The organism is Rhodococcus sp. OK611, assembly GCF_003050885.1.
GTDB classification, from domain to species: Bacteria; Actinomycetota; Actinomycetes; order Mycobacteriales; family Mycobacteriaceae; genus Rhodococcus_G; species Rhodococcus_G oryzae.
This window is the reverse complement of record NZ_QAOZ01000017.1, coordinates 126,308-152,240: the sequence shown is the minus strand read 5'-3', so window position 1 is coordinate 152,240 and position 25,933 is coordinate 126,308. Positions and strand designations below refer to the sequence as shown.

Below are 25,933 nucleotides of genomic sequence, written 5' to 3'. Positions count from 1 at the left end.
ACGCCCGGACCCATTCCGAACCCGGAAGCTAAGCCCTCCAGCGCCGATGGTACTGCACTCGACAGGGTGTGGGAGAGTAGGACACCGCCGAACATCCGTTACCGAAAGGGGACCCAATATACTGGGTCCCCTTTCGTGTTTTTTCTGCATAGCGTGTGTTGTCTGAAAGGAGATGCTGTGTCGGACAACAACGAAGGCCGTCGTTCGTATGGGAGCGGCGGTTCTGACCGCAGTCGGTCGGGGGACAACCGTGGCGCAGGCGCCGGCGGCCCCCGCGGCGGGAGAGGCGATGGCCCCCGCGGCAACACCGGCGGCGGAGCCCGTGGCGGCAGCGGCGGAGGCCGGCCGGAACGGCGCGGCGACGGTCCGCCGAGGCGTCGTGGCGGAGAGGGCAGCTTCGGGCCGCCCCCGCGCGACGGTGGAGCGCACGCCGAGCGACGCGCCCCGCGACCGGAAGAACCGGATCTGCCCGAGGACGTCCAGGCGGGCGAGCTCGACCCGGCCGTTCGTCGGGACCTGCTCAGCCTCGACAAGTCGAACGCCAATGCGGTGGCCCGTCACCTGGTGATGGCAGGCAAGCTGATCGACGACGACCCGCGCCTCGCGCTGGCGCACGCGCGTGCGGCCCGTCAGCGGGCCGGCCGTGTCGCGGTGGTCAGGGAGACCGCGGGCATCACCGCGTATCACGCGGGCGAGTGGGCCGAGGCCCTCTCCGAGCTGCGTGCCGCACGGCGGATGGCAGGCGGACCCGGTCTGCTCGCCGTCATGGCCGACTGTGAACGCGGTCTCGGCCGACCCGAGCGGGCGATCGAGCTCGGGCGCAGCGACGAGGCCAGGACCCTGTCCGGCGACGAGGCGACGGAGCTCCGCATCGTGGTCGCGGGCGCCCGGATGGATCTCGGCCAATTCGATCAGGCCGTGGTAACCCTGCAGACGCCGGAACTCGATGCCGCCAAGGATGGCCCGACCGCGGCCCGCCTGTTCTACGCGTACGCCGACGCCCTGGTGGCGGCCGGCCGCGTCGAGGACGGCCTCAAGTGGTTCCTCAATTCCGCTGCCGCCGATCACGAGGGCGACACGGACGCAGAGGATCGGGTGGCCGAACTCTCCGGCGACCAGTGACGGTGGGGACCCCGCCGTCACTGCGTGACCTGCACGATGTGCTGCTGCTGGACCTCGACGGAACCGTGTACCAGGGCGCACACGCGATTCCCGGGGCCAGGGAGGCGCTCGTCGGCGGGTCCGCACGGCTGTTCTACGTCACGAACAACGCGAGCCGCAGCCCGTTCGCGGTCGCGCAGCACCTGCGTGAGCTCGGCTTTCCCACCTCCGAATCGGAGGTGGTGACGAGTTCGCAGTCCGCCGCGCGGTTGCTGGCGGAGGGCCTCGAGCCGGGTTCGTCGGTCCTGATCATCGGCACCGAGGCGCTCGCCGAGGAGGTTCGTCTGGTCGGGCTCAAGCCTGTCCGGAGGTTCGACGAGAACCCGGTGGCCGTTGTTCAGGGGCATTCCACGGAGACCGGCTGGGCGATCCTCGCGGAGGCCACGCTGGCGATCCGCGCGGGAGCGCTCTGGGTGGCCGCGAATGTCGACACCACGCTGCCCACCGAACGTGGGCTGTGCCCGGGCAACGGCGCGATGGTGGCCGCGGTGCGGGCCGCGACCGGCCGCGAGCCGCTGGTTGCGGGCAAGCCTGCCCGTCCGTTGATGGACGATGCCCTGCGGCGCAGCCGTTCCGAGCGACCGCTGGTGGTGGGTGACCGGATCGACACGGACATCGCGGGCGCGAACGCGGTCGGTGTGGACTCGCTGCTGGTGCTCAGCGGCGTCAGCTCCGTCGCGGACCTGCTGCGCGCGCCCGAGTCGTGCCGGCCCACCTATCTGGCGTCCCGGCTGGCCGAACTCGATCTGCCGGCCGAGCGGTTGAGCGTCCGCCCGCATCCAGGGGTGAGCGTGCGCCGTGAGGGCTCCGATCTGGTCGTGTCCTGCGATGCCGGCTCCGGGCCGGACCGGCTCGACGTCGTTCGAGCGGTGCTGGACGCGGCCTGGGCCGGACCCGAGTTCGACGGTCTCCGGGCCGAGGACCCGGTCGCCGCGGCGGCCGTGGCGGACCTCGTCGGTTGATCCAGGCAGCGACGCCGCGGGCGGGTTTTCGCCGTGTCGCGGTGTGGGCGTGCGGGCCTCGAATCGGCTAGCGTTGGCCCCGATGAGTACGCCAATGCCACGCCCCGGGCAGCACCTTCCCGGACCGCCGACCACCGTCGACCCCGATCGCATCCACGCCGAGGTCGACGGGCTCCTGGCGCGCCTGGACTCGGTCGGGCCCGCGGACGACGATGCGAACGGTCACGGCCGGATCCCGGGACAGGCCCAGATCCTCGAGCAGGCGCACGAGGTCCTGGTGCACGCGCTCGCCACAGTGGACAAGATCTGAGGTGGCTCGGCGCGCACGGGTCGACGCCGAGCTCGTTCGGCGGGGATTGGCCCGATCAAGAGAACACGCTGCCCAGCTGATCGGGGCCGGCCGGGTCCTCATCGCGGGGACCGTCGCGGTCAAGGCGGCGACCGCGGTCGAGGCGGGCACCCCGCTGTTGGTGACCGAGGAGGTCGACGAGGTCTCGTGGGCCTCGCGCGGCGCACACAAGATCCTCGGCGCGCTCGACGCTTTCGAACCCTCCGGGCTCTCCGTCGACGGTAAGCGGTGTCTCGACGCCGGTGCCTCCACCGGCGGATTCACCGATGTCCTGCTCAGTCGCGGCGCCCGCGAGGTGGTCGCCGTCGACGTCGGGTACGGGCAGTTGGTGTGGCGACTGCAGTCCGACGACCGCGTCACCGTCGTGGACCGGACCAACGTGCGTTCGCTGGAGCCCGAGCAGACCGGGGGACCGGTCGAGGTGGTGGTCGCGGACCTGTCGTTCATCTCGCTCAAGCTCGTCCTGCCCGCGTTCGTCCGTTGCACCGCCGACGGCGCCGACCTGGTGCCGATGGTTAAACCGCAGTTCGAGGTCGGCAAGGACCGGGTCGGGTCCGGCGGCGTCGTGCGCGATCCCGCCCTCCGGATCGAGGCCGTCGTCGAGGTGGCCGAGGCCGCGGACGCGCTCGGACTCCGGACCCTGGGAGCGGTGGCCAGCCCCCTGCCCGGCCCGTCGGGCAACGTCGAATACTTCTTGTGGCTGCGGAAGCAGGCCGAACCAGGGGTGGATTCGGTGCGTGAGGTCATCGAGCGAGCGGTACAGGAGGGGCCCCAGTGAACCCGGAACCGGCGACGCCGTCGCCGACCCGCGAGATCCTGGTCGTCGCGCACACCGGCAGGGCCGAGATCACCGCAACCGCGCTGCGGGTGGCCAAGATCTTCGAGAAGGCCGGCATCGGATTGCGGGTGCTGGCGACCGAGGCCGATCGGACGGATCCCACCGCGTCGCACGACCACGATTCCTTCCGCCTGCCCGACCTCGCGTTGCGCGTCGTCGAGCCGGGTCCGACGGCCGCGGTCGGCTGCGAGCTGGTGCTGGTCCTCGGCGGCGACGGCACGTTCCTGCGGGGAGCCGAACTGGCAAGGGCCGCATCGATTCCGGTGCTCGGCATCAATCTCGGCCGGATCGGGTTCCTCGCCGAGACCGAGGCGGAGCATCTCGAGGAGGCCCTCGCGATGGTGGTCCGGCGCGAGTATCGCGTCGAGCACCGGATGACGCTCGACGTGATCGTCCGGGTGGACGACGAGGTCATCGAACGCGGGTGGGCGCTGAACGAGGCCAGCATCGAGAACGTGTCCCGGCTCGGCGTGCTCGAGGTGGTCCTCGAGGTGGACGGTCGCCCCGTCTCGTCGTTCGGCTGCGACGGTGTGCTCGTCGCGACGCCGACCGGTTCGACCGCATATGCGTTCTCCGCGGGCGGTCCCGTGGTGTGGCCGGAACTCGAGGCGTTGCTGGTGATCCCGAGCAATGCGCATGCGTTGTTCGCGCGGCCGCTGGTGACCAGCCCCGAATCGCTGATCGCGGTCGAGACCTTCGCCGGTGGCCACAACGGACTCGTCTTCTGCGACGGCAGCCGCACCATGAACCTCCCGGCAGGCGGCCGGGTGGAGGTGGTCAGGGGCCGGGAGCCGGTGAAGTGGATCCGGCTCGACTCCGCACCGTTCGCGGACCGGATGGTGCGCAAGTTCGAGCTCCCGGTCAAGGGTTGGCGGGGACGAAGGACCGACGGCGAAGGGGGCAACACCAGTGCTCGCTGAAATCCGGATCGACGGTCTCGGTGTCATCTCGAAGGCGGCGGCGCAGTTCCACGAGGGGCTGACGGTCCTCACCGGTGAGACCGGTGCGGGCAAGACGATGGTTGTCACCAGCCTGCACCTGCTCAGCGGTGCCCGCGCCGACGCGGGCCGGGTGCGGCTCGGCGCCGACCGCGCCGTGGTCGAGGGCAGGTTCTCCACCGCTAACGCGTCGGCCAGGGTGGTCGCCGAGGTGGACCGGTTGCTCGAGTCGACCGGCGCCGAGCGGGACGAGGACGGCACGATCATCGCGCTGCGCACCGTCGGCAGCGACGGCCGCTCCCGTGCCCACCTGGGTGGACGGAGCGTGCCCGCAGGGGCCCTCTCCGAGCTGACCGGCCCACTCCTGACGGTGCACGGCCAGAACGATCAGCTCAGGCTGCAGCGCCCCGATCAGCAGCGGCAGGCCCTCGACGAATTCGGCGGCGCCCCCATCGGGTCCCTGCTCGACAAGTACCGGTCCCTGCGCGCGGAGTGGATCGAGGCCCGTGACGAGCTCGCCGAGCGCACCCGCAGCAGCAGGGAGCTGGCGCAGGAGGTCGACCGGCTCGAGTTCGGGCTCAACGAGATCGCCGCGGTGGCCCCCCAGCCCGGCGAGGACCTCTCGATCGTCGCCGACGTCCGGCGCCTGAGCGACCTCGATTCGCTGCGATCGGCGGCGGCCGATGCGCAGGTTTCCATGCTCGGCGGGGCGGCCGAGGCGGATGGCATCGACGGCGGCGCCGACGGCGTGGGCGCGCTGGACCTGCTGGGGGACGCGCGCGCCCGGATCGAGTCCTCCGACGACCCGGCGCTGACGGCGCTCGCCCCACGACTGGCAGAGGCCATCGCGGTCGTCACGGACGTCTCGTCCGATCTGACCGGCTATCTGGCGGACTTGCCGTCGGATCCGGGTGCTCTCGACACCCTGCTGAACCGTCAGGCCGAGCTCAAGACGCTGACCAGGAAGTACGCGGCCGACGTCGACGGGGTGCTGGAGTGGGCCGATCAGGCCCGCGAGCGGTTGTCCAAGATCGACGTCTCCGCCGAGGCGCTGTCGGCGCTGGCGGCCCGGGTGGACGACTGCGCGGCCGCGGTGGCCGTCGCCGCCGCCGCACTGAGCCAGGCCAGGACGAAGTACGCGGTCAAGCTCGGCAAGGCGGTGACCACCGAACTCGGTGGTCTCGCGATGGGCAAGGCCCGGCTGGAGGTCACCGTGCAACCGCTCGTGGCGGGCGCCCAGGACGCCGCGCCGCTGACGGTTGACGGTCGCGAGCTGCACGCCGGGTCCTCGGGGGTCGACGAGGTGGAGTTCCGGCTCGCCGCGCACAGCGGGGCCCAGGCCCTCCCGATCAGCAAGAGCGCCTCGGGCGGCGAGCTGTCGCGGGTGATGCTCGCGCTCGAGGTGGTGCTGGCAGGCGCCGAGGGCAGCGCGACGATGGTGTTCGACGAGGTCGACGCAGGCGTGGGCGGCCGCGCCGCGGTGGAGATCGGCAGGCGCCTGGCGCGGCTGGCACGTACCCACCAGGTCATCGTGGTGACGCACTTGCCACAGGTGGCCGCGTTCGCCGACACCCACCTGGTCGTGGACAAGGTGGACGGCCGCAAGGCCGCCGACAGCGGGGTGCGCACCCTGACCGACGGCGAGCGCGTGGTCGAGCTGGCCCGGATGCTTGCGGGTCTCGACAACACCCAGACGGGTCGGGCGCACGCCGAGGAGTTGCTCGCGACGGCGAAGGCCGCGCGCAGCGAATAGGCGCGGGGTCCAACCCCGATCACCACTGCCTGACGTCGCCCCGTATTGCCTCCTGACAGCTCGGGTCGGCGCGCCTCCGCTGGTCCGGGCCCCGTCGGGGTCATCATCGAGGGCATGAAAATGCCGTCCCTGTTGTCACGAAACACCGAATCGTTGCCGGGGATCAGCGGCATCGCCCGGGTCGACCGAGACACGACGAAGCTGTTGCGTCGCGTCGGCCCAGGCGACATCGTGGTCCTCGACGAACTGGATCTGGACCGGATCACCGCCGACGCGTTGGTGGAGGCCGGGGTGCTCGCGGTCGTCAACGTGTCACCGTCCATTTCCGGCCGCTACCCCAACCTCGGACCAGAAGTCATCGTCGCGAACGGGATCACGCTGATCGATTCCGTCGGCGACGAGGTCTTCAAGAAGGTCAAGGACGGGGCCAAGGTCCGCCTCAACGAGGGCGGCGTCTACGCCGGTGAGCGCAGGCTCGCCAAGGGTGTCGAGCAGAGCGAGGCCGAGATCTCCGACCTCATGATCGAGGCGAAGACCGGACTGGTCGATCACCTGGAGGCCTTCTCCGGCAACACCATCGAGTTCATCAGGACCGAGAGTCCGCTGCTCATCGACGGGGTCGGGGTGCCCGACATCGACGTCGACCTGCAGGACCGGCACGTGGTGGTGGTCGCCGACGGGACCGACCACGTGGCCGATCTGAAGAACCTCAAGCCGTTCATCAAGGAGTACTCGCCGATCCTCATCGGGGTCGGCGCGGGCGCGGACGCGCTGGCCGATGCCGGCTACCGCCCGGATCTGATCGTCGGAGACCCGGAGGACATCAGCAGCGCCACCCTCAAGTCCGGTGCCGAGGTCGTCCTGCCCGCGGACCCGGACGGGCACGCGAAGGGCCTCGAACGGATCCAGGACCTCGGGATCGGGGCGATGACCTTCCCGGCCTCCGGAGCGCCTGCGGATCTGGCCCTGCTGCTCGCGGACCATCACGGCGCCTCGCTGATCGTCACCGTCGGCAGCACCGTCTCGCTGGACGAGTTCTTCGATCGGGGCCGACGGGAGAGCAACCCGGCGGCCTTCATGACCAGGCTCAAGGTCGGACCCAAGCTGGTCGACGCGAAGGCGGTCGCCACGCTCTACCGCAGCCGTGTCTCGGGCGGCGCCATCGCGCTGCTCGTGCTGGCCGCACTGACGGCGGTGATCGTCGCGCTGGTCGTCTCGAACATCGGCGGTGAGGCCCTCGACTGGGCCATCGCGACCTGGAACAGCTTCGCGACGTGGGTGCAGGGACTGTTCGCGTGATCTCTATGCGTCAACACGCTATCTCGATAGCGGCGATCTTCCTGGCGTTGGCAGTCGGGGTGGTGCTCGGTTCGGGCACCCTCTCCGGTGGTCTGTTGTCCGGGCTCCGCGACGACAAGTCGGAGCTGCAGGGCCAGGTCAACGCCTTGCAGGAAACGAACAACCAGCTCGAACAGCAGCTCAACTCCGCGGATGGGTTCGATGCCGCCGTGTCCGGCCGGGTGGTGCACGACGCCCTCGCCCAGCGCACGGTGATCCTGGTGACCTCGCCGGACGCCGACCCGGGCGATCTCGAGGGCGTCACCAGGATGATCGGCGCGGCGGGTGGGACCGTCACCGGCCGGGTCTCGCTGACCGATTCGTTCGTCGACGCCGCCAACGGCGATCAGCTGCGCACCACCATCACCAACGTGATCCCGGCCGGGGTCCAGCTCAGGACCGGAGCGGTCGACCAGGGCAGCCTGGCAGGCGATCTGCTCGGCTCGGTGCTGCTCCTGAACGCCCAGAACGCGCAGCCGCAGAGCACCCCCGAGGAGCTGGCGCTCGCGCTCGAGACGCTCCGCTCCGGCGGCTTCATCGCCTACGACAACGGCACCGTCAAGCCCGCCCAGCTGGCGCTGGTGCTCACCGGTTCCGGCAAGGCCCCGGACGGGTCCGAGGGCGGCAACAGGGGCGCGATCATCGCGCGGTTCGCAGGCGCGATGGACTCCCGCGGCGCGGGCACCGTGCTGGCGGGCAGGCCGGGCGCAGCGGCGGGCAACGGTCCGATCGCCGTGGTCCGGTCCGACACGGCGCTGTCGTCGGGCGTGACCACCGTCGACAACGTGGACAGGGAAGCGGGCCGCATCACCACCGCCCTCGGTCTCCAGGAACAGCTCGCCGGGCAGGCCGGTCGGTACGGCACCGGCCCGAACGCGACGGCGATCACAGTCGGCGCTCCGGTCGGCTGAGGTCACAGCACAATGTCCGGCCCACGGGGCGATGACCAGCGGTTCGCGGCGTGCCATGCGGATAAACCGGCGCGTTGGTGTTACCGTGAAGTCCCGTGGGTCGGCAGGCCCCAGCTCTACCATTAGCCAAGCCCTGCAAGGTCGTCACGGGAGCTCTTTTGCCACTTTCACGCAGTCAATCGCGTACCGCCACCAAGCACATCTTCGTCAGCGGGGGCGTTGCCTCGTCGCTCGGCAAGGGTCTGACGGCGTCGAGCCTCGGGCAGCTGCTCACCGCCCGCGGATTGCGGGTGACCATGCAGAAACTGGACCCGTATCTCAACGTCGATCCGGGCACCATGAACCCGTTCCAGCACGGTGAGGTGTTCGTCACCGAGGACGGCGCGGAGACCGATCTGGACGTCGGGCACTACGAGCGCTTCCTGGACCGGGATCTGTCCGGGATCGCCAATGTCACCACCGGCCAGGTCTATTCGTCGGTCATCGCCAAGGAACGGCGCGGTGAATACCTGGGCGACACGGTCCAGGTGATCCCGCACATCACCGACGAGATCAAGAGCCGGATCCTCGCCATGAGCGGTCCGGACGCCGAGGGCCAGAGCCCGGACGTGGTGATCACCGAGATCGGTGGCACCGTCGGCGACATCGAGTCACAGCCCTTCCTCGAGGCGGCGCGACAGGTCCGCCACGACATCGGCCGGGACAACGTCTTCTTCCTGCACGTCTCGCTGGTGCCGTACCTCGGCCCCTCCGGCGAGCTCAAGACGAAGCCGACCCAGCACTCGGTGGCGGCGCTGCGGAACATCGGTATCCAGCCGGACGCGCTGATCCTGCGCTGCGACCGCGACGTGCCGCAGCCGCTGAAGTCGAAGATCGCGCTGATGTGCGACGTCGACGTCGACGCCTGCATCTCCACGCCCGATGCCCCCTCCATCTACGACATCCCGAAGGTGCTGCACCGCGAGGGCCTCGACGCCTACGTCGTGCGCAAGCTGGGACTGCCCTTCCGGGACGTCGACTGGACCGTCTGGGGCGCGCTGCTCAAGCGCGTGCACGAGCCGCGCGAGTCGGTCCGGATCGCGCTGGTCGGCAAGTACGTCGACCTGCCGGACGCGTACCTCTCGGTGACCGAGGCGCTGCGGGCGGGCGGGTTCGCGCATCGCGCCAAGGTCGAGATCGACTGGGTCCCCTCCGACGCCTGCGAGACCGAGGCGGGGGCGCAGGAGAAGCTCGGCGAGGTCGACGCGGTGCTGATCCCCGGTGGATTCGGCATCCGTGGCATCGAGGGCAAGCTCGGAGCCATCCGGTTCGCCCGTACCCGCGGGATCCCGCTGCTGGGCCTGTGCCTCGGACTGCAGGCCGTGGTCATCGAGGCCGCCCGTTCGGTGGGCCTCGACGACGCGAACTCCGCGGAGTTCGAGCCGGACACCAAGCATCCCGTGATCTCCACGATGGCCGATCAGGAGGAGATCGTCGCGGGTGAGGCCGATCTCGGCGGAACCATGCGCCTCGGTGCCTACCCGGCGGTCCTGGAGAAGGGCTCGGTCGTCGCGCGGGCGTATGGCTCCGAGAACGTCTCCGAGCGCCACCGGCACCGCTACGAGGTCAACAACGCGTACCGGGACCGGATCGCGAAGAGCGGCTTGAAGTTCAGCGGCACCTCGCCGGACGGACACCTCGTCGAGTTCGTCGAGCTGCCCGCGGACAAGCATCCGTTCTTCGTTGCGACGCAGGCGCACCCGGAGCTCAAGAGCCGTCCGACCCGGCCGCACCCGCTGTTCGCTGCCTTCATCGGCGCGGCGCTGAAGTACAAGGCCGCAGAGCGGCTCGAGGTGGACGTGCACCCCGAGGACGCTCTCGGGTCCGCGGAGGACGACGTCGAGTCGGTCGACTCGCCGATCGTGCGCTGACCCGCCGGTACACGATGAGCAGGCCGGGAGAGCACGAGTTCGACACCCTCGACACGCGAACCGTGTACGAGGGCGGCATCATCACGCTGCGGGTCGACCGGGTGGCCATGCCCGGCGGCCGCGCGGCGGACCGCGAGGTGGTGGAGCACTACGGCGCGGTCGCCGTGGTGGCCGTCGACGAGCGGGACCGGCTGATCCTCATCAACCAGTACCGGCACCCGCTGGGCAGACGCGTCTGGGAGCTCCCCGCCGGGCTGCTCGACGAGGCGGACGAGGATCCCGTCGACGCGGCGCGGCGCGAGCTGGCCGAGGAGACGGGCCTCGCCGCCGAGCGGTGGTCGGTGCTGGTGGACGTCGCGGTCTCGCCGGGCTTCACCGACGAGGTGGTGCGGGTGTTCCTCGCGACCGGGCTCACCGACGTGCACCAGCCGACCCCGACCGACGAGGAGGCCGACCTCGAGGTCGATCGCGTCCCGGTCGACGAGGCGGTCGGGCGGGCGCTGTCGGGGGAGATCGTGAACGCGACGGCGCTGTCCGGGATCCTCGCGCTCGCCGCCGCCAGGGCCCGCGATGGCGGTCCGGATGTGGCGGGGCGCCCGGCGGATTCGGACTGGCTCGACCGTCCGGTGGCGATGTCGCGGCGCAGGCAGGACGGCATGAGCGGAGCCCGCGAAGCGAACATCGATGGGGTATAGGAGTGCTCGCCGACCAGGTGGAGACGTACCTCGACCATCTCGCGGTCGAACGCGGGGTGGCGGCGAACACCCTCAGTTCCTATCGGCGTGACCTGATCCGCTACCAGCGGTACCTGGCGGAGCGGGGGATCGACGACCTGGCCACGGTGCGGGAGCGGGAAATCAGCGGCTTCGTCGTCGCGCTGCGCAAGGGCGATCCGGCGGCGGAGCTCCCGCCGCTGGCCCCGAGCTCCACGGCGCGGGCGCTGATCGCGGTCCGCGGGCTGCACAAGTTCGCGACCGCCGAGGGCATCACGGCCGTGGACGTCGCGCGCGAAGTCAAGCCGCACGCGCCCGGCCAGCAGCTGCCGAAGTCGCTGCCGGTGGATCGGGTGCTGGCGTTGCTCGAGGCCACCGGCGGCCCCGACGCGGCCGATCAGCCGCGGGCCCTGCGCGATCGGGCACTGCTCGAGCTCCTCTACTCCACGGGCGCCCGCATCTCGGAGGCGGTCGGACTGGACATCGACGACATCGACGCGGTCGACCGCGCCGTGCTGCTGCGCGGTAAGGGCGGCAAGGAACGGGTGGTGCCGATCGGCAGGCCCGCGATCGCCGCACTGGAGGCGTACCTGGTGCGCGGGCGTGCGGCGCACGCGGTGCGCGGCGGACCCGCGGTCTTCCTGAACATCCGCGGCGGGCGACTGTCCCGGCAGAGCGCGTGGCAGGTGCTGCGCAGCGCGGCCGATCGGATCGGGATCGCCGAAGGGGTGTCCCCACACACGCTGCGGCACTCGTTCGCGACCCACCTGCTCGACGGCGGCGCCGACATCCGGGTCGTGCAGGAGCTGCTCGGGCACGCATCGGTGACGACGACGCAGATCTACACCCTCGTGACCGTGGGGGCGCTGCGCGAGGTCTGGGCCGGCGCGCATCCGCGGGCGTTGTGAAGGGGGAGGGAATGGATACGGTCCGATTCTTCGAGCTGGTGACGGAATGGTTCGAGGTCCTCGGCGTCCTGTCGATGGTGGTGGGTTTCGCCTTTGCGTTCGTGCTCGCCGCGCGCACGTGGAAGCGGACCGGCGACGGCGCTCATGCGTTCAAGAGCCTGCGGGAGTCGCTGGGCGGAGCGATCCTGCTCGGGCTGGAGTTGCTCGTCGCGGCGGACATCGTCAAGACAGTCACCTCCGTGCCCTCGTTGACCGATGTCGCCGTGCTCGGGATGATCGTGCTGATCCGGACCGTCCTCAGCCTGTCGATCGAGATCGAGATCGACGGGGTGGCGCCGTGGCGGCGGGCCCTCGTCACCGGCCCGCAGGTGCTGGCCCGCGCAACGCGCCGATCCGCGTCGGGGGAGCCCGGCGCGACCGAGGAGGCGCCGTAGTGGCGATCGTCGACATCACCAGCGAGATCGTGATCGCGCGGCCGCGGCACGATGTCGCCGTGTACGCGTCAGACCCCGACGCGGCAACCTCCTGGTAGACACCAGAATTGGTGCTGCGCAACCGCGGTGAGCCGTCGGGCTTCGGCGCGATCGCGGCCCCGGTCATGGCCGCGGCGATGCGCCGGGCCAACTCGAAGGACCTGGCTCGCCTCAAGAGCATCCTCGAGGACACGGGCGACGGCGAGTGAGCCGTGCCGCGATCGCCATCGCTCATCGTTCCTGCTCAGGGCCGCGCACGAGCGATCCCATCGCCGCGCCCCGCGTGTCCGTTGACCGATCGCCACCCGCCAGGCGGTAGCGTTTGTGCATCAGGGACGACAGACAGGGGAGTAGCAGACCGTGGTGACACCGCAGCCGCCAGCGGCGGAGTCTGAGCGTCAGGGTGCCTACTTCTACACCCGGAAGCCGGAACCGCCTACCCGTCCACAAACCGACCGCGCCGAGGGAAACGGTGCCGCACCAGCCGAGCCTGCGCTCGGTCCGACCGGCCGACCGCTTCGCGAGGTACCCGATCCCACGCCGGTGACCGATCACGGTCCCGCCCAGATCATCGCGATGTGCAACCAGAAGGGCGGCGTCGGCAAGACGACGTCCACGATCAACCTGGGCGCAGCCCTGGCCGAGTACGGCCGACGCGTACTGCTCGTCGATCTCGACCCGCAGGGCGCGCTGTCCGCAGGCCTCGGCGTCGCACACCACGATCTCGAACTGACGGTGCACAACCTGCTCGTCGAGCCGCGGGTCTCGATCGACGAGGTGCTGATGCGCACCCGGGTCGAGAACCTGGACCTGCTGCCCAGCAACATCGACCTGTCCGCCGCCGAGATCCAGCTGGTCACCGAGGTGGGCCGCGAGCAGACGCTCGGACGGGTGCTGTACCCGGTGCTCGACCGCTACGACTACATCCTCATCGACTGCCAGCCCTCGCTCGGGCTGCTCACGGTCAACGCGCTGGCCTGCGCCGAGGGCGTGATCATCCCGATGGAGTGCGAATACTTCAGCCTCCGCGGGCTGGCCCTGCTCAACGACACGGTGGAGAAGGTGCACGAGCGCCTGAACCCCAAGCTGTCGCTGTCAGGGATCGTGGTGACGATGTTCGACGCCAGGACCCTGCATGCCCGGGAGGTCATGGCCAGGCTCGTCGAGGTGTTCGGCGATCTGGTCTACGACACGGTGGTGAACCGGACGGTGCGATTCCCCGAGACCAGCGTCGCGGGCGAACCCATCACCACCTGGGCACCGAAGTCGGGCGGTGCGGAGTCGTATCGGGCGCTTGCCCGCGAGGTGATCCACCGGTCCGGACGGTAGATGGACACCGACGAGGCCGAGCGAGTGGCCGAGGTTCCGCAAGCGGAACCAGTCGCCGAGGGGACGGCGGACGACACACCGATCGAGGAACTGCCGTCGACCGCGCAGGAGACCGCGGTCGAACCGGGCTTCCGGCTGAAGCTCCGCAACTTCGAGGGGCCGTTCGACCTGCTCTTGACGCTGATCAGCCAGCGCAAGCTCGACGTCACCGAGGTGGCGCTGCACCAGGTCACCGATGAGTTCATCGCGTACACCAGGTCCCTGGGCACCGAGATGAGCCTCGACCAGACGACCGAGTTCCTCGTGGTCGCCGCCACCCTGCTCGACCTCAAGGCTGCCCGGCTGTTGCCCTCCGGCGACGTCGAGGACGCCGAGGACCTGGCGTTGCTGGAGGCCAGGGACCTGCTGTTCGCGCGGCTCCTGCAGTACAAGGCGTACAAGCAGGTCGCGATGCTGTTCGCCGAGCTGGAGTCGGCGGCGCTGCGACGGTATCCGCGTTCGGTGTCGCTGGAGGATCAGTTCGCCGGGCTGCTGCCCGAGGTCCTGCTCGGCGTCGACCCCCGGCGGTTCGCGGAGGTCGCGGCCACCGTCTTCGCGCCGCGGCCGGTGCCGACCGTGGGTCTCGATCACCTGCACGTCCCGACGGTCTCGGTGCCCGAGCAGGCCTCGATGGTGCTCGACCTGCTCAAGCAGCGCGGCAAGGGGAACTGGGCAACGTTCGGCGACCTCGTCGCCGGTTGCGACCTGACCGTGCAGATCGTGGCAAGATTTCTGGCGTTGCTCGAGCTCTACCGCGAGCGGGCGGTCGCGTTCGAGCAGCCGGAGCCGCTCGGTGAACTGCTGGTCAGCTGGACCGGTGACGTCGACGCGGATGGGCAGACGCTGGTGAGTGCGGAGGATTACGGATGAGCGAGCTCGATCAGGCGCCCAGGCTCGACGACGACGGCGATCTCGACCAGGACGACCGGCTCGAGGACGACGAGCTGGAGTCGGCGCTGGAGTCATTGCTGCTGGTCGTGGACTCGCCCGCGAGCAACGAGGCGCTCGCGTCCGCGCTCGACGACTCCGCCGACCGGGTCGACGCTACGCTGCGCCGGATGTCCGCGGCACTGACCGAGCGGCGCAGCGGGATCGACCTCAGGTACGCCGGAGACGGCTGGCGTTTCTACACCAGAAACGAGTACGCGCCGTACGTCGAGCGGCTGCTTCTCGACGGCGCTAGGTCGAAGCTCACACGCGCGGCTTTGGAAACCTTGGCAGTTATTGCGTACCGTCAACCTTTGACCCGTGCTCGGGTGAGTGCGGTTCGTGGCGTCAATGTGGACGGCGTCATGCGAACCCTGCTCGCCCGCGGATTGATCTCGGAGGCCGGTGTGGACTCCGAGACCAAGGCGACGACGTACTCGACGACGGAGCTTTTCCTCGAGCGGCTCGGCCTCGCCTCTCTGGCGGACCTGCCCGCGTTGGCGCCGCTGCTGCCCGACGTCGACATCATCGACGACATCAGTGACGACATGGAGTCAGACCCCCGGTTCACCAAATTGGGAGCCGGCAGGGCGGGATCCGAACCCGATTTGGTTCCCGGCTTAGATAGTGAAGAGTGACAGGACACCCAAGTGAACAATTCCGCTCGCCGTGATGGCACACCGGACCGGGGCAGGAGTAATCCCGCCCACAAGAGCTCGAGCCGCAAGGACTCGCCCCAGAAGGGGTCGGGGTCGAGAGGCTCGGCACCCCGCGATTCCGCCCGTGGCGGCGAATCCCGCGGCTCCTACGATCGCACCGAGCGCGGCGGAGCCCCCCGCGGCTCCTATGGTCGCACCGAACGCGGAGCGACCCCCCGGAGCGGCGAATCCCGCGGCTCGCAGGACCGCTCCCAGCGTGGCGGCGCACCTCGTGGCGCTCAGGATCGCACCGAGCGTGGCGCGGCACCTCGCAGCGGCGCACCTCGTGGCGCCCAGGATCGCACCGAGCGTGGCGCGGCACCTCGCAGCGGCGGCTACCCCCGCGGCGGCGTGCAACGGCCGGACCTGTCCAAGCGTGGCAAGCCCAAGGCCGCGAAGCCGCAGCGCGCACAGTCCGTCGCGCCGACCATCAGCAACGCCAAGCCGGCCCGCCACCAGTACACGGAGGGCGCCGGTCCCGCGAAGCTGCCCGCAGGCGAGGGCATGCGCCTGCAGAAGGTGCTCGCCCAGGCGGGTGTCGCCTCGCGCCGCGCCGCCGAGGAGCTGATCGAGCAGGGACGCGTCGAGGTCGACGGCCGCATCGTCGTCGAACAGGGCCTGCGGGTGGACCCCGAGAACGCCGTGGTCCGGGTCGACGGCATTCGTGTCGTCGTCAAGAAGGACCTGGTACACATCGCGCTGAACAAGCCGCGCGGTTGGCAGTCGACGATGTCCGATGACCTGGGCCGACCCTGCGTCGGCGACATCGTCTCCGAGCGGGTCTCCGCAGGACAGCGACTGTTCCACGTCGGCAGGCTCGATGCGGACACCGAGGGACTGTTGCTGCTGACCAACGACGGCGACCTCGCGCACCGGCTGATGCACCCCTCGTTCGAGGTGTCCAAGACCTACCTCGCGACCGTGTCCGGTGTGGTCGATCGCAACCTCGGCAAGACGCTCAAGGCCGGAGTCGAGCTCGAGGACGGCCCGGCGAAGGTCGACTCGTTCGCCCTGCTCGATGTCAATCAGGGCAAGTCCCTGGTCAAGGTCGTGCTGCACGAGGGTCGCAAGCACATCGTGCGTCGGCTGCTCGAGGCCGTCGGCCATCCGGTTGTCCGGCTGGTGCGCACCGACATCGGTCCGGTCACGCTCGGCGAGCAGCGGCCGGGCACCCTCCGGGTCATCGGGCCCGGCGAGGTCGGCGCGCTGTACAAGGCGGTCGGACTGTGAGCGCTGCGAGCGAAGCGACGGGGGATGTGAACGAGCCAGATCGCCTAGTGGTGGCGATGGACGGGCCGTCGGGTACCGGGAAGTCGACCGTTGCCAGGCGGCTCGCGACCGGACTCGCGGCGCAGTACCTCGACACCGGTGCCATGTACCGGATCGCGACGCTGCACGTGCTGCGCTCCGGGGTGGACCCGAGCGATCCGGCGGCGGTGGCCGCGGCCACGAAGGCACTCGAGCTGACCATCGGCACCGATCCGTCCTCGGACCGGGTGCTGCTCGCCGGTGAGGACGTCACCGACGAGATCCGCGGCGGCGCGGTCACCCAGGCCGTATCCGCGGTCTCGGCGGTGCCCGAGGTGCGCACGATCCTGGTCGACAAGCAGCGTGAGTTCATCGCGCGCACGGAACGGATCGTGGTCGAGGGTCGCGACATCGGCACCGTCGTGATGCCCGATGCGGACGTGAAGGTGTACCTGACCGCCTCCGCCGCGGCCAGGGCGCAGCGTCGGAACACGCAGAACATCGCCGAGGGTCGTGGCGATGACTACAGGGCGGTGCTCGCCGACGTCGAGCGCCGCGATCATCTGGACTCCACCCGAGCGGTGTCCCCGCTCCGGCCCGCCGATGACTCGGTGATCGTGGACACCAGCGAACTCGGAATCGATGACGTGATCGGCAGGTTGCTGCTGGTGGTACGTGACAGAACTGGAGCAGTGCAGTGACCGACAGCTTTGACATCGGCGGCCCGATCGCCGGCGACGGCACCTGGAGCGAGGAATCCGACTGGGAGCTCGTCGATTTCGAGGACGGCGAGGACGGTGAGGGTCACGTCGCCGTCCCGACCCTCGCCATCGTGGGTCGTCCGAACGTTGGCAAGTCCACGCTCGTGAACCGCATCATCGGCCGCCGCGAGGCCGTCGTGCAGGACATTCCCGGGGTCACCCGGGACCGCGTCTCCTACGAGGCGAACTGGGCCGGACGCCGATTCATGGTGCAGGACACCGGCGGCTGGGAGCCCGACGCCAAGGGGCTGCAGCAGTCCGTGGCCCGTCAGGCGGAACTCGCCATGCAGACCGCAGACGCGATCGTGCTCGTGGTGGATGCGGTCGTCGGTGCGACCGCGACGGATGAGGCCGTGGCCAAGGTGCTGCGGCGCTCGAAGACGCCGGTCCTGTTGGTGGCCAACAAGGTCGACGACGAGCGGACCGAGTCCGAGGTCGCGGCGCTGTGGTCGCTCGGCCTCGGCCAGCCCTACTCGGTGAGCTCGATCCACGGCCGCGGCACGGGCGACCTGCTCGACGAGGTCCTCAAGGCACTGCCGGAGACGCCTCGGGAGGGCACCGGCGGCCAGGGACCGCGACGCGTGTCGTTGGTCGGCAAGCCGAACGTCGGCAAGTCCAGCCTGATCAACAAGCTCTCCGGCTCGGAGCGGTCCGTCGTGCACGACGTCGCGGGCACCACCGTCGACCCGGTGGACTCACTGGTCGAGCTCGGCGGCAAGGTGTGGCGCTTCGTGGACACCGCGGGCCTGCGTAAGAAGGTCAGCCACGCGAGCGGCCACGAGTTCTACGCATCCCTGCGCACCAAGGGTGCGATCGAGGCCTCGGAGGTGTCGATCCTGCTGATCGACGCGTCGCAGCCGATCACCGAGCAGGACCTGCGGGTGCTGAGCATGGTGGCGGACGCAGGCCGGGCGCTGGTACTGGCGTTCAACAAGTGGGACCTCGTCGACGAGGACCGCCGGTACATGCTCGAGAAGGAGATCGACCGCGACTTGGTCCGGGTGCCGTGGGCGCAGCGGGTGAACATCTCCGCGCACACCGGACGGGCCGTGCAGAAGCTCGTTCCCGCGCTGGAGACCGCGCTCGATTCCTGGGACAAGCGGATCCCGACTGGCCGGTTGAACACCTGGCTCAAGGAGGTCGTGGCCGCGACGCCGCCGCCGATGCGCGGTGGTCGCCTGCCCAGGATCATGTTCGCCACCCAGGCAGGCACCCGTCCGCCGACGTTCGTGCTCTTCACCACCGGCTTCCTGGAGGCCGGCTACCGCCGGTTCCTCGAGCGCCGGCTGCGTGAGGAGTTCAACTTCGACGGCAGCCCCGTGCGCATCTCGGTGCGCGTGCGCGAGAAGCGCGATCGCGGCAAGCGCTGACGCCTGCCGAGACCGGCCCGAACACTGGCAAGTCCCCGAAACCGGGGGCTTGCCAGTGTCGTTCGTGGCGTGCACTCCGATGGAGGAAACCCGCCACGAGCAGCCGATTCGCTCAGTCGACTGTCACTGATGTAATCTCATCGAGCGCCCGCAAGGGAGTGGACGGGCTGTGGCGCAGCTTGGTAGCGCACTTGACTGGGGGTCAAGTGGTCGCAGGTTCAAATCCTGTCAGCCCGACAGAAGAAGGCGGCTCCGGAGTAATCCGGGGCCGCCTTTCTCGTTCCCGCGGCGGGCTAGGGTCGACGGATGGACGCCGACCGGGAGCCGATCCTCACTCGTGACACCTGCGCCGCCGCGCTCGCGTCGTTCGAGGCGCGCACCGCCGAACGCGCCGGGCACCGCTGCGCGGCGGTTGCGCTGGCGGTGGTCACCACAGACGGGGTGCCCTCGCTGCTGCTCACCGTTCGGCCCAGCACCATGCGGGCACATCCCGGTCAGTTCGCGCTGCCCGGCGGTGGCATCGACCCGGGGGAGTCGCCGGGGGAGGCGGCACTACGCGAGCTGGCGGAGGAACTCGGCGTGCAGGCACCGCCGTCCGCGGTGCTCGGTCATCTCGACGATCTCGTGACCAGGTCCGGCTACGTCATCACCCCGGTGGTGGTCTGGGTGGGTGAGCTCGACGAACCGATTCGGCCGAATGCCGACGAGGTGGAGTACGTCTTCCAGGTGAGCCTGGCCGAGCTCGATCACGAACCGCAGTTCCTGTCGCTCGAGGGGGCCGCGGCGCCGCTGATCGAATGGCCGTTCCGGGGCGCGCGGATCTTCGCGCCGACCGCGGCGATCATCTACCAGTTCCGCGAGGTGGTCCTGCACGGGCGGCCGACCCGGGTCGACGATCTCGGGCAGCCGGACTTCGCCTCCCGGTAGGTCGTCCCGCGCCGGAGAAGCCGCCTGAAGCCACTGCGGGCGGGCCGGGTGACGTCTACCGTGGCCGCCATGGGAATCCTGCTCTCGGCCCTGCGCAGCCTCGACCGGACCGGAATCGATCCCGTGGCATGGCACCCGCCGACCCCGCCGCCGCTCACGGGTCCGTTCGCTCGCAGCACCGAGCTCGATGGTGCGGAGCGCTGGGCGATGCCGGGGAGCAAGGGACCCGAGGACGTCGCGGTCGATCACCAGGGGCGGCTTGTCACCGGCACCGATGACGGCAAGGTCTGGCGTTTCGACGAAGCCGGCCGCGCGTCCCTGATCGCCGACACTGGCGGCCGACCCCTCGGTGTCGAGATCCTCGACGACGGCAGGTACCTGATCTGCGACTGCGAGCGCGGGGTGCTGCGCGTCGACGAGGCCGGTCGGATCGAGACCCTCACCGACACCGCGCTCGGGCGACCTCTGTTGGCGTGCAACAACTCCGCCGTCGGGCGGGACGGCACCATCTACTTCACCGATTCGTCGGCGAAGTTCTCCGTGGCCGAGCATCGCACCGACGTGCTCGAGCACGGCGGCACCGGCCGGCTGATCCGGTTCGACCCGGCGACAGGGGAGACCGACCTCTTGGCGGACGGGCTGCAGTTCGCCAACGGGGTCGGACTGGCCGCGGACGAGTCCTTCGTGGTGGTTGCCGAGACCGGGGCCTATCAGATCCGCCGGGTCGAGCTCGCGGGCCCCGACACGGGACGGGTGTCGATCTGGGCCGAGAACCTGCCCGGCCTCCCCGACAACGTGACCTCGCAGACGCCCGGCGGGGTCTTCTGGGTGGCGCTGTACAGCCCCAGGATGCGCCTGCTTGACCTGTTGGCCCCGCACCCGGCGCTCCGGGTCGTCGCGGCGAACCTGCCGCAGTGGGCGCAGCCAGAACCCGACCAGCGTGGCTGGGTGCTCGGGCTCGACGCCTCGGGTGCCGTCGTGCACAGCTTGCAGGGCGGCGCGGACAGTTACGCGCCGATCACCGGTGTCCGCGAGGCCGATGGCTGGCTCTACCTGGGCAGCCTGACCGCCGATACGGTCGCCCGCGTCCCGGCGCCCCCGTCCGCCATGTGAAAAGCTGTTCGAGGCAGTTGGCGGACGAGGTACACGGGGGACGAATGGGCAGCGGAGACCGGCCACGCGAGGTGGCGGACGTCGCGACCGCGCCGATCATGTCCGACCGGATCGTCACCGTGCCGAACATTCTCAGCGTGGTCCGGCTCGTCGGTGTCCCGTTGTTCGTCTATCTGCTGCTCGGCCCGCATGCCGACGGGTGGGCGCTCGCGATCCTGATGCTGAGCGGGTTCACCGACTGGGCCGACGGCAAGCTCGCGCGCCTGTTGAACCAGAGTTCGCGGCTGGGCGCGCTGCTCGACCCGCTGGTGGACCGGTTGTACGTGGTCTCCACCCTCGTCGCGTTCGCGATCCGCGGGATCATCCCGTGGTGGGTGGCCGCGGTGCTGATCGGTCGGGACCTGATCCTCGCGCTCACCCTGCCGATCTACCGCAGGCGCGGTCTGCCGCCGCCCGCGGTGCTCTACCTCGGCAAGGCCGCGACCTTCGCGCTGATGTTCGCGCTGCCGCTGGTACTCGCCGCGCAGGGTGACTGGGCGATTGCGCCGATCGCCCGGGCCTGGGGGTATGCGCTCCTGGTCTGGGGGACCGGGCTCTATGTGTGGACCGGGATCCTGTACCTGCTCGCCGCGCGCAACATCGCGCGGGAGGTCCCGCGAACGGACCGGGCGCGGTGACCGACGGCGAGGTCCGCCGCAATCCGGTGCCCTCGCTGCTCCGGTCCCTGATGAACGACCATCTCGACCCCGGCTACGCCGCGGCGGCGGAAGACCGGGCGAGGGGGCATTCCCTGCACCGCCCGCTGCATTCCGGGAGCTGGCTCGTCGCCGGGGGCATCGTCCTCGGACTGGTCTTCGGGATCGCCTACGCGCAGGCGGACGATCGGGAGCCCGGCACCGACCAGGTGCGCAGCGAGATCCTGGCCAAGGTCCACGCCGCGGAGGAACGCGGTGGCGGCCTCGCAGGCACAAGGGACGAGCTGGCGGCGCAGACCGAGGCGCTGCGCTCCAGGGTGCTGGCCGGCGACGCCGAGGGTTCCGACGTACTGGCACGGCTCGCCACGATGGAACAGGCCGCCGGGCTGGACGCGGTGCACGGCGCGGGGCTCACCGTCACGCTGACCGACCCGGCCGCCCGTCCGGACCTGTCCGACCGCGGCAGGCCAGGCGCAGGCCCCGCCAAGGCGGTGGTCCTCGACCGGGACATCCAGTCGGTGGTGAACGCGTTGTGGTCGAGCGGAGCCGAGGCCGTCGCGGTCGGAGAGGTCCGCATCGGCCCCTCGGCCACCATCCGTCAGGCGGGCGGGGCGATGCTCGTCGACAATCAGCCGGTGTTCTCGCCGTACGCGATCTCGGCGATCGGGCCTGCGGACCGGTTGCAGACCGGGTTCGTGGTGAGCGACGCGTACCTGCGGATGTCGGGCGTCGCGCAGCTGTACGGGGTGGGCTTCACCGTCGCCGAAGAAGAAGATGTCAGCCTCCCGGCCGCGAATGCCAGGGAGATCAGAACCGCACACGAGGTGGGTGGCCAGTGAAGCCGGTCAAGGCAGTCAAGAACGGATACGCCGTCTACGGGGTGCTCGCGCTCATCGCGGGGATCGTCGCGGGCGTGGTGTTCCGTCCGCAGGTCCCGGACGCGATCCAGCCGTATCTGCCGATCGCCGTCGTCGCGGCGCTGGACGCCGTGTTCGGCGGGCTGCGCGCCTACCTGGATGAGATCTTCGACGCCAAGGTCTTCGTCGTGTCCTTCGTGTTCAACGTGCTCGTCGCGGCGCTGATCGTGTGGCTCGGTGACCAGTTGGGGGTGGGCACGCAGCTCTCGACCGCGATCGTGGTGGTGCTGGGCATCCGCATCTTCGGTAACGCCGCCGCGCTGCGGCGTCGGCTGTTCGGGGCGTGATCACCGGTGAACGGGCATGAGGGCAAGCACGAATGGCATACCGAGTTGTCCGCCTCGGCGCGCCGCTCCAGGGTCGTCTTCGGGCTGCTGGCGGTGTTGCTGTTGGCCGCGCTCGGGGTCGCCATCGCCACCCAGGTGCGGAACACCGGATCGGGCGACACCCTGGACTCGGCGCGTCCGGCTGACCTGCTGGTGCTCCTCGACAACCTCGGCCAGCGAGAGGCTTCGTTGCGACAGGAGATCGCCGGACTCGAGGAGACCCTCGCCACGCTCCAGCGCAGCGGCGGCGGCTCCCAGGCCGCGTTGGACGAGGCCAGGGCGCGCCTGACCGCGCTGTCGATCCAGGTGGGAGCCGTGCCCGCGGCAGGCCCCGGGGTGGTGCTGACGGTCGCGGACCCGGGCACGAATGTCGGCTCCGAGGTGATGCTGGACCTCATTCAGGAGTTGCGGGCGGCGGGCGCCGAGGCGATCTCCATACGTGGTGAGGGGGGTGAGCCGGTCCGGATCGGTGTCGACTCCTGGGTCACCGGTTCTCCCGGTCAGATCAAGGTCGACGGCATCGACCTGGAGGCGCCGTACGAGGTGCTCGCGATCGGCGACCCGCCGACCCTGGCGGCCGCTCTGAACATTCCCGGCGGGGTGATCGACACCGTCGCCCGCAGCGGTGGACGGCTGGCCGTCGAGCAATCTCAGCAGGTCACGATCACCGCCTTGCGGGAGACGAAGCCTCGTCAATACGCTCAGCCAGGAAACTGAATCCGGTACCGCGCGGTATTCTCGCGCGCCGGTGCGATCGAAAGGACTTCTCACCTTGAGCGAAACCAACATCCCGGCCGAATTGCGCTACACCGCGGAGCACGAATGGGTGCAGCGGACCGGGCCGACGACCGTGCGGATCGGGATCACCGATTTCGCGCAGTCGCAGCTCGGTGACGTCGTCTTCGTCCAGCTGCCCGCGGTCGACGAGGCCGTGGTCGCGGGCGAGTCGCTCGGTGAGGTCGAGTCGACGAAGAGTGTGTCGGACATCTACGCTCCGTTGAACGCGAAAGTCATTGCGGCCAACGCGGATTTGGAGTCCAGCCCCGAGCTGGTCAACTCTGAGCCGTACGGAAACGGCTGGCTGGTCGATCTCGAGGTGGCCGACGAGGCCACGCTGGACGCCGCGCTGGGCGAGATGCTGGACGCGTCGGGCTACCAGGCCATCGCGGGCGGCTAGGACACGCGTGGATCGACCTGCGAGTGCCCACGTGAGAGGCATTCGCAGGGTACGGTCGATAGGGAGCGCAACCGCCTTGTCGGGGCGTAGGTCCGTATCGGAATGTGATTGTGTCGAGAAGATTTGTCCGGGAGGGTTCCCGGACCGATCGGACTTCAGGAGGAGAAACGGTGAGCGAGAACGACAGCGACGCGGTTTTTGGAGAATCGCCGGCTGAGACAACGTCGGTTTTCCGGGCGGATTTCCTCAACGAGTTGGACAGCACGACCGCTGCTCCGCAGGCAGCTGAGCAGGTCTCCGGAGTGGAGGGCCTGCCCGCCGGTTCGGCGCTCCTCGTCGTCAAGCGTGGCCCGAACGCGGGCTCCCGATTCCTGCTCGACCAGCCCACCACCTCGGCGGGCCGCCACCCGGACAGCGACATCTTCCTCGACGACGTCACGGTCAGCCGTCGGCACGCCGAGTTCCGCCAGGATCAGAACGAGTTCCAGGTGGTCGACGTCGGCAGCCTCAACGGCACCTACGTCAACCGTGAGCCGGTGGACTCGGCAACCCTCGTCAACGGTGACGAGGTGCAGATCGGCAAGTTCCGACTCGTGTACCTCACCGGCCCCCGCGGCGCCGGTAGTTCCGCTGCGGGTGCAGGTAGCTGATGACGGCGGTCGGGCAGCGGACCGAGGGCGGGATGTCGATCGGCTCCGTCCTGGATCGGCTACGTCCCGATTTCCCCGACATCACCATCTCGAAGATTCGATTCCTCGAGGCGGAGGGGCTGATAAGTCCGGAGCGGACTCCGTCGGGTTACCGACGGTTCTCGCTGGCCGACTGTGAGCGGTTGCGGTTCGTGCTCACCGCGCAGCGCGATCAGTACCTGCCGCTGAAGGTGATCAAGGAACAGCTCGAGGCGATCGACAGCGGCGTCGCGGTGGTCGGGTCGACGGAGTCGGCCCCGCGACGGCCGCGGGCCCTGTCCATCGCGCCCGGCGCGGTCTCGCCCGAGGAGTTCCGGGCCAATCGCGAGGTCCGCATCAGCCGCACCGACCTGATCGCGCGGTCCGGCGCGGACGAGGCGTTCCTGTCGGAACTGTTGCGCAGCGGGCTGATCGTGCCGGGCGTCGCGGGCTTTTTCGACGAGGACGCGGTCACCCTGGCACGGGCGGCAAAGGCGATGTCCGAGTTCGGACTCGAGGTGCGGCACCTGCGCGCGTTCAAGCTCGCGGCGGACCGGGAGGCCGGTTTGGTCGCCCAGATCGCCGGTCCCGTCGCGAAGGGCAGGGACGCGGGTGCGCGTGATCGCGCCGAGGAGATGGTGCGTGAACTCGCCGCGCTGTCGCTCACTCTGCACACCTGTCTGGTCAAGGCGGCCGTGCGCGGCGCGCTCGACCGCTGACGATCGCCCGGCCGGAGTGGTCGCGACCTGCACCTGTTCGGCGAGAGTCGAATGGGTCGCCGGGTTCGCTTAGAATTTGGGTACGGCTTCATGCGATGAGTGCGGTCGATGCCGGTGAGGCCGATCAGACGGGAGGCAGACGCGATGAGCGAGATGCGTGTGATCGGGATTCGTGTCGAGCAGCCACAGAATCAGCCCGTATTGCTGCTGCGCGAGGCCGACGGGGATCGCTACCTGCCGATCTGGATCGGCCAGACCGAGGCCACGGCGATCGCGCTGGAGCAGCAAGGCGTGGAGCCGGCGCGGCCGCTCACCCACGATCTGATCATCACGCTCATCACGGCGCTCGGCAACGCGCTGCGTGAGGTCCGGATCGTGGATCTGCAGGAGGGCACCTTCTATGCCGACCTGGTTTTCGCCGACGACCTGAGGATCTCGGCTCGGCCGTCCGATTCGGTTGCCATCGCGCTGCGGGCGGGCGTCCCGATCTACGCGGACGAGGCGGTGCTGGCGGAGGCCGGGCTGGTGATGCCCGATGAGCGCGAAGACGAAGTCGAGAAGTTCAAAGAATTCCTCGAATCCGTGTCGCCGGACGATTTCAAGGCAACTGACGGTTAGTGTGATCCCGCTGTCGAGAGACAGCGGCGAAATAGTGGCCTGGGCAACGATACGGTCTCACCCTCAAGTTGAGGTTTAGGCTTCGGCGTGTTGCGTTGACCCTGGTCAATCGTCGCAATAGCTTTGATCCATCGAACGCACACCATG

Annotated in this window: 29 protein-coding genes, 1 tRNA gene and 1 rRNA gene; all 31 read left to right on the top strand. The window is 69.7% G+C overall.

Features of this window, described 5'->3' with window-relative positions; translation table 11 throughout:
- Positions 1-93: ribosomal RNA gene (rrf, locus tag C8K38_RS21360) — 5S ribosomal RNA — on the top strand; the annotation flags it as partial.
- Between the two features lie 84 nt (positions 94-177).
- Positions 178-1,122, top strand: a complete 945-nt coding sequence (locus tag C8K38_RS21355) for a tetratricopeptide repeat protein (protein WP_097213396.1) — start codon at positions 178-180, stop codon at positions 1,120-1,122.
- Positions 1,119-2,123 (top strand): HAD-IIA family hydrolase, encoded by a 1,005-nt coding sequence (locus tag C8K38_RS21350; protein WP_257017693.1) that lies wholly within the window; start codon positions 1,119-1,121, stop codon positions 2,121-2,123. The genes C8K38_RS21355 and C8K38_RS21350 overlap by 4 nt, the downstream gene beginning before the upstream one ends.
- Positions 2,124-2,205: 82 nt before the next feature.
- Positions 2,206-2,433, top strand: a complete 228-nt coding sequence (locus C8K38_RS21345; RefSeq protein WP_097213395.1) for a hypothetical protein — start codon at positions 2,206-2,208, stop codon at positions 2,431-2,433.
- Position 2,434: 1 nt separating this feature from the next.
- Complete coding sequence (locus tag C8K38_RS21340) at positions 2,435-3,250, top strand: TlyA family RNA methyltransferase (RefSeq protein ID WP_097213394.1); 816 nt, start codon at positions 2,435-2,437, stop codon at positions 3,248-3,250.
- Positions 3,247-4,230 carry an NAD kinase gene (locus C8K38_RS21335; RefSeq protein WP_097213393.1) on the top strand — a complete coding sequence of 328 codons (984 nt, stop codon included), beginning with the start codon at positions 3,247-3,249 and terminating at the stop codon, positions 4,228-4,230. Before C8K38_RS21340 ends, C8K38_RS21335 begins: the two co-directional genes overlap by 4 nt.
- Positions 4,220-6,001, top strand: coding sequence for a DNA repair protein RecN (gene recN / locus C8K38_RS21330; protein ID WP_097213392.1), 1,782 nt, complete (start codon positions 4,220-4,222; stop codon positions 5,999-6,001). The genes C8K38_RS21335 and recN overlap by 11 nt, the downstream gene beginning before the upstream one ends.
- 114 nt (positions 6,002-6,115) lie before the next feature.
- The gene (gene steA, locus C8K38_RS21325) at positions 6,116-7,300 is read left to right on the top strand and encodes a putative cytokinetic ring protein SteA (protein ID WP_077041782.1); all 1,185 of its coding nucleotides are present in this window, start codon (positions 6,116-6,118) and stop codon (positions 7,298-7,300) included.
- Positions 7,297-8,250, top strand: a complete 954-nt coding sequence (locus C8K38_RS21320; protein ID WP_143548504.1) for a copper transporter — start codon at positions 7,297-7,299, stop codon at positions 8,248-8,250. The genes steA and C8K38_RS21320 overlap by 4 nt, the downstream gene beginning before the upstream one ends.
- 158 nt (positions 8,251-8,408) lie before the next feature.
- Entirely contained in the window at positions 8,409-10,160 is a 1,752-nt protein-coding gene (locus tag C8K38_RS21315) for a CTP synthase (RefSeq protein WP_097213390.1), read from the top strand.
- Positions 10,161-10,174: 14 nt separating this feature from the next.
- The gene (locus C8K38_RS21310) at positions 10,175-10,855 is read left to right on the top strand and encodes an NUDIX domain-containing protein (RefSeq protein ID WP_097213389.1); all 681 of its coding nucleotides are present in this window, start codon (positions 10,175-10,177) and stop codon (positions 10,853-10,855) included.
- A 2-nt stretch (positions 10,856-10,857) separates the two neighbouring features.
- A complete protein-coding gene (locus C8K38_RS21305; protein ID WP_179800666.1) occupies positions 10,858-11,781 on the top strand; it encodes a site-specific tyrosine recombinase XerD in 924 nt (307 codons plus the stop codon).
- Between the two features lie 11 nt (positions 11,782-11,792).
- Positions 11,793-12,215, top strand: coding sequence for a DUF1622 domain-containing protein (locus C8K38_RS21300; RefSeq protein ID WP_097213388.1), 423 nt, complete (start codon positions 11,793-11,795; stop codon positions 12,213-12,215).
- Positions 12,216-12,322: 107 nt separating this feature from the next.
- Complete coding sequence (locus tag C8K38_RS27850; protein ID WP_245220943.1) at positions 12,323-12,463, top strand: hypothetical protein; 141 nt, start codon at positions 12,323-12,325, stop codon at positions 12,461-12,463.
- Positions 12,464-12,617: 154 nt separating this feature from the next.
- A complete protein-coding gene (locus C8K38_RS21290; protein ID WP_373560286.1) occupies positions 12,618-13,583 on the top strand; it encodes a ParA family protein in 966 nt (321 codons plus the stop codon).
- Complete coding sequence (locus C8K38_RS21285) at positions 13,584-14,492, top strand: segregation and condensation protein A (protein ID WP_097213386.1); 909 nt, start codon at positions 13,584-13,586, stop codon at positions 14,490-14,492.
- Positions 14,489-15,187 (top strand): SMC-Scp complex subunit ScpB, encoded by a 699-nt coding sequence (gene scpB, locus C8K38_RS21280; protein WP_097213385.1) that lies wholly within the window; start codon positions 14,489-14,491, stop codon positions 15,185-15,187. The genes C8K38_RS21285 and scpB overlap by 4 nt, the downstream gene beginning before the upstream one ends.
- 12 nt (positions 15,188-15,199) lie before the next feature.
- Positions 15,200-16,477, top strand: a complete 1,278-nt coding sequence (locus C8K38_RS21275; protein ID WP_179800665.1) for a pseudouridine synthase — start codon at positions 15,200-15,202, stop codon at positions 16,475-16,477.
- Positions 16,478-16,533: 56 nt separating this feature from the next.
- Positions 16,534-17,196, top strand: coding sequence for a (d)CMP kinase (gene cmk, locus C8K38_RS21270; RefSeq protein ID WP_097213416.1), 663 nt, complete (start codon positions 16,534-16,536; stop codon positions 17,194-17,196).
- Positions 17,193-18,626 carry a ribosome biogenesis GTPase Der gene (gene der, locus C8K38_RS21265; RefSeq protein ID WP_097213383.1) on the top strand — a complete coding sequence of 478 codons (1,434 nt, stop codon included), beginning with the start codon at positions 17,193-17,195 and terminating at the stop codon, positions 18,624-18,626. Before cmk ends, der begins: the two co-directional genes overlap by 4 nt.
- Before the next feature lie 163 nt (positions 18,627-18,789).
- Positions 18,790-18,863: transfer RNA gene (locus C8K38_RS21260), tRNA-Pro, on the top strand.
- A gap of 69 nt (positions 18,864-18,932) precedes the next feature.
- Positions 18,933-19,553, top strand: coding sequence for an NUDIX hydrolase (locus C8K38_RS21255; protein ID WP_097213382.1), 621 nt, complete (start codon positions 18,933-18,935; stop codon positions 19,551-19,553).
- A 69-nt stretch (positions 19,554-19,622) separates the two neighbouring features.
- On the top strand, positions 19,623-20,666 hold the full coding sequence (locus C8K38_RS21250) for an SMP-30/gluconolactonase/LRE family protein (protein ID WP_097213415.1): 1,044 nt from the start codon (positions 19,623-19,625) through the stop codon (positions 20,664-20,666).
- A gap of 44 nt (positions 20,667-20,710) precedes the next feature.
- Positions 20,711-21,343, top strand: coding sequence for a CDP-alcohol phosphatidyltransferase family protein (locus tag C8K38_RS21245; protein WP_097213381.1), 633 nt, complete (start codon positions 20,711-20,713; stop codon positions 21,341-21,343).
- A gap of 50 nt (positions 21,344-21,393) precedes the next feature.
- The gene (locus C8K38_RS21240) at positions 21,394-22,200 is read left to right on the top strand and encodes a DUF881 domain-containing protein (RefSeq protein WP_097213414.1); all 807 of its coding nucleotides are present in this window, start codon (positions 21,394-21,396) and stop codon (positions 22,198-22,200) included.
- On the top strand, positions 22,197-22,565 hold the full coding sequence (locus C8K38_RS21235; protein WP_072749712.1) for a small basic family protein: 369 nt from the start codon (positions 22,197-22,199) through the stop codon (positions 22,563-22,565). The genes C8K38_RS21240 and C8K38_RS21235 overlap by 4 nt, the downstream gene beginning before the upstream one ends.
- A 6-nt stretch (positions 22,566-22,571) precedes the next feature.
- Positions 22,572-23,321, top strand: coding sequence for a DUF881 domain-containing protein (locus C8K38_RS21230; RefSeq protein WP_097213380.1), 750 nt, complete (start codon positions 22,572-22,574; stop codon positions 23,319-23,321).
- Between the two features lie 55 nt (positions 23,322-23,376).
- Positions 23,377-23,781 (top strand): glycine cleavage system protein GcvH, encoded by a 405-nt coding sequence (gcvH, locus tag C8K38_RS21225; RefSeq protein WP_097213379.1) that lies wholly within the window; start codon positions 23,377-23,379, stop codon positions 23,779-23,781.
- 170 nt (positions 23,782-23,951) lie between these two features.
- Complete coding sequence (garA, locus tag C8K38_RS21220) at positions 23,952-24,431, top strand: glycogen accumulation regulator GarA (protein ID WP_072749715.1); 480 nt, start codon at positions 23,952-23,954, stop codon at positions 24,429-24,431.
- Positions 24,431-25,168 (top strand): transcriptional regulator FtsR, encoded by a 738-nt coding sequence (gene ftsR / locus C8K38_RS21215; RefSeq protein ID WP_097213378.1) that lies wholly within the window; start codon positions 24,431-24,433, stop codon positions 25,166-25,168. The genes garA and ftsR overlap by 1 nt, the downstream gene beginning before the upstream one ends.
- A gap of 144 nt (positions 25,169-25,312) precedes the next feature.
- Positions 25,313-25,786 carry a bifunctional nuclease family protein gene (locus C8K38_RS21210; RefSeq protein ID WP_077041769.1) on the top strand — a complete coding sequence of 158 codons (474 nt, stop codon included), beginning with the start codon at positions 25,313-25,315 and terminating at the stop codon, positions 25,784-25,786.
- The last annotated feature ends 147 nt before the right edge of the window (positions 25,787-25,933 follow it).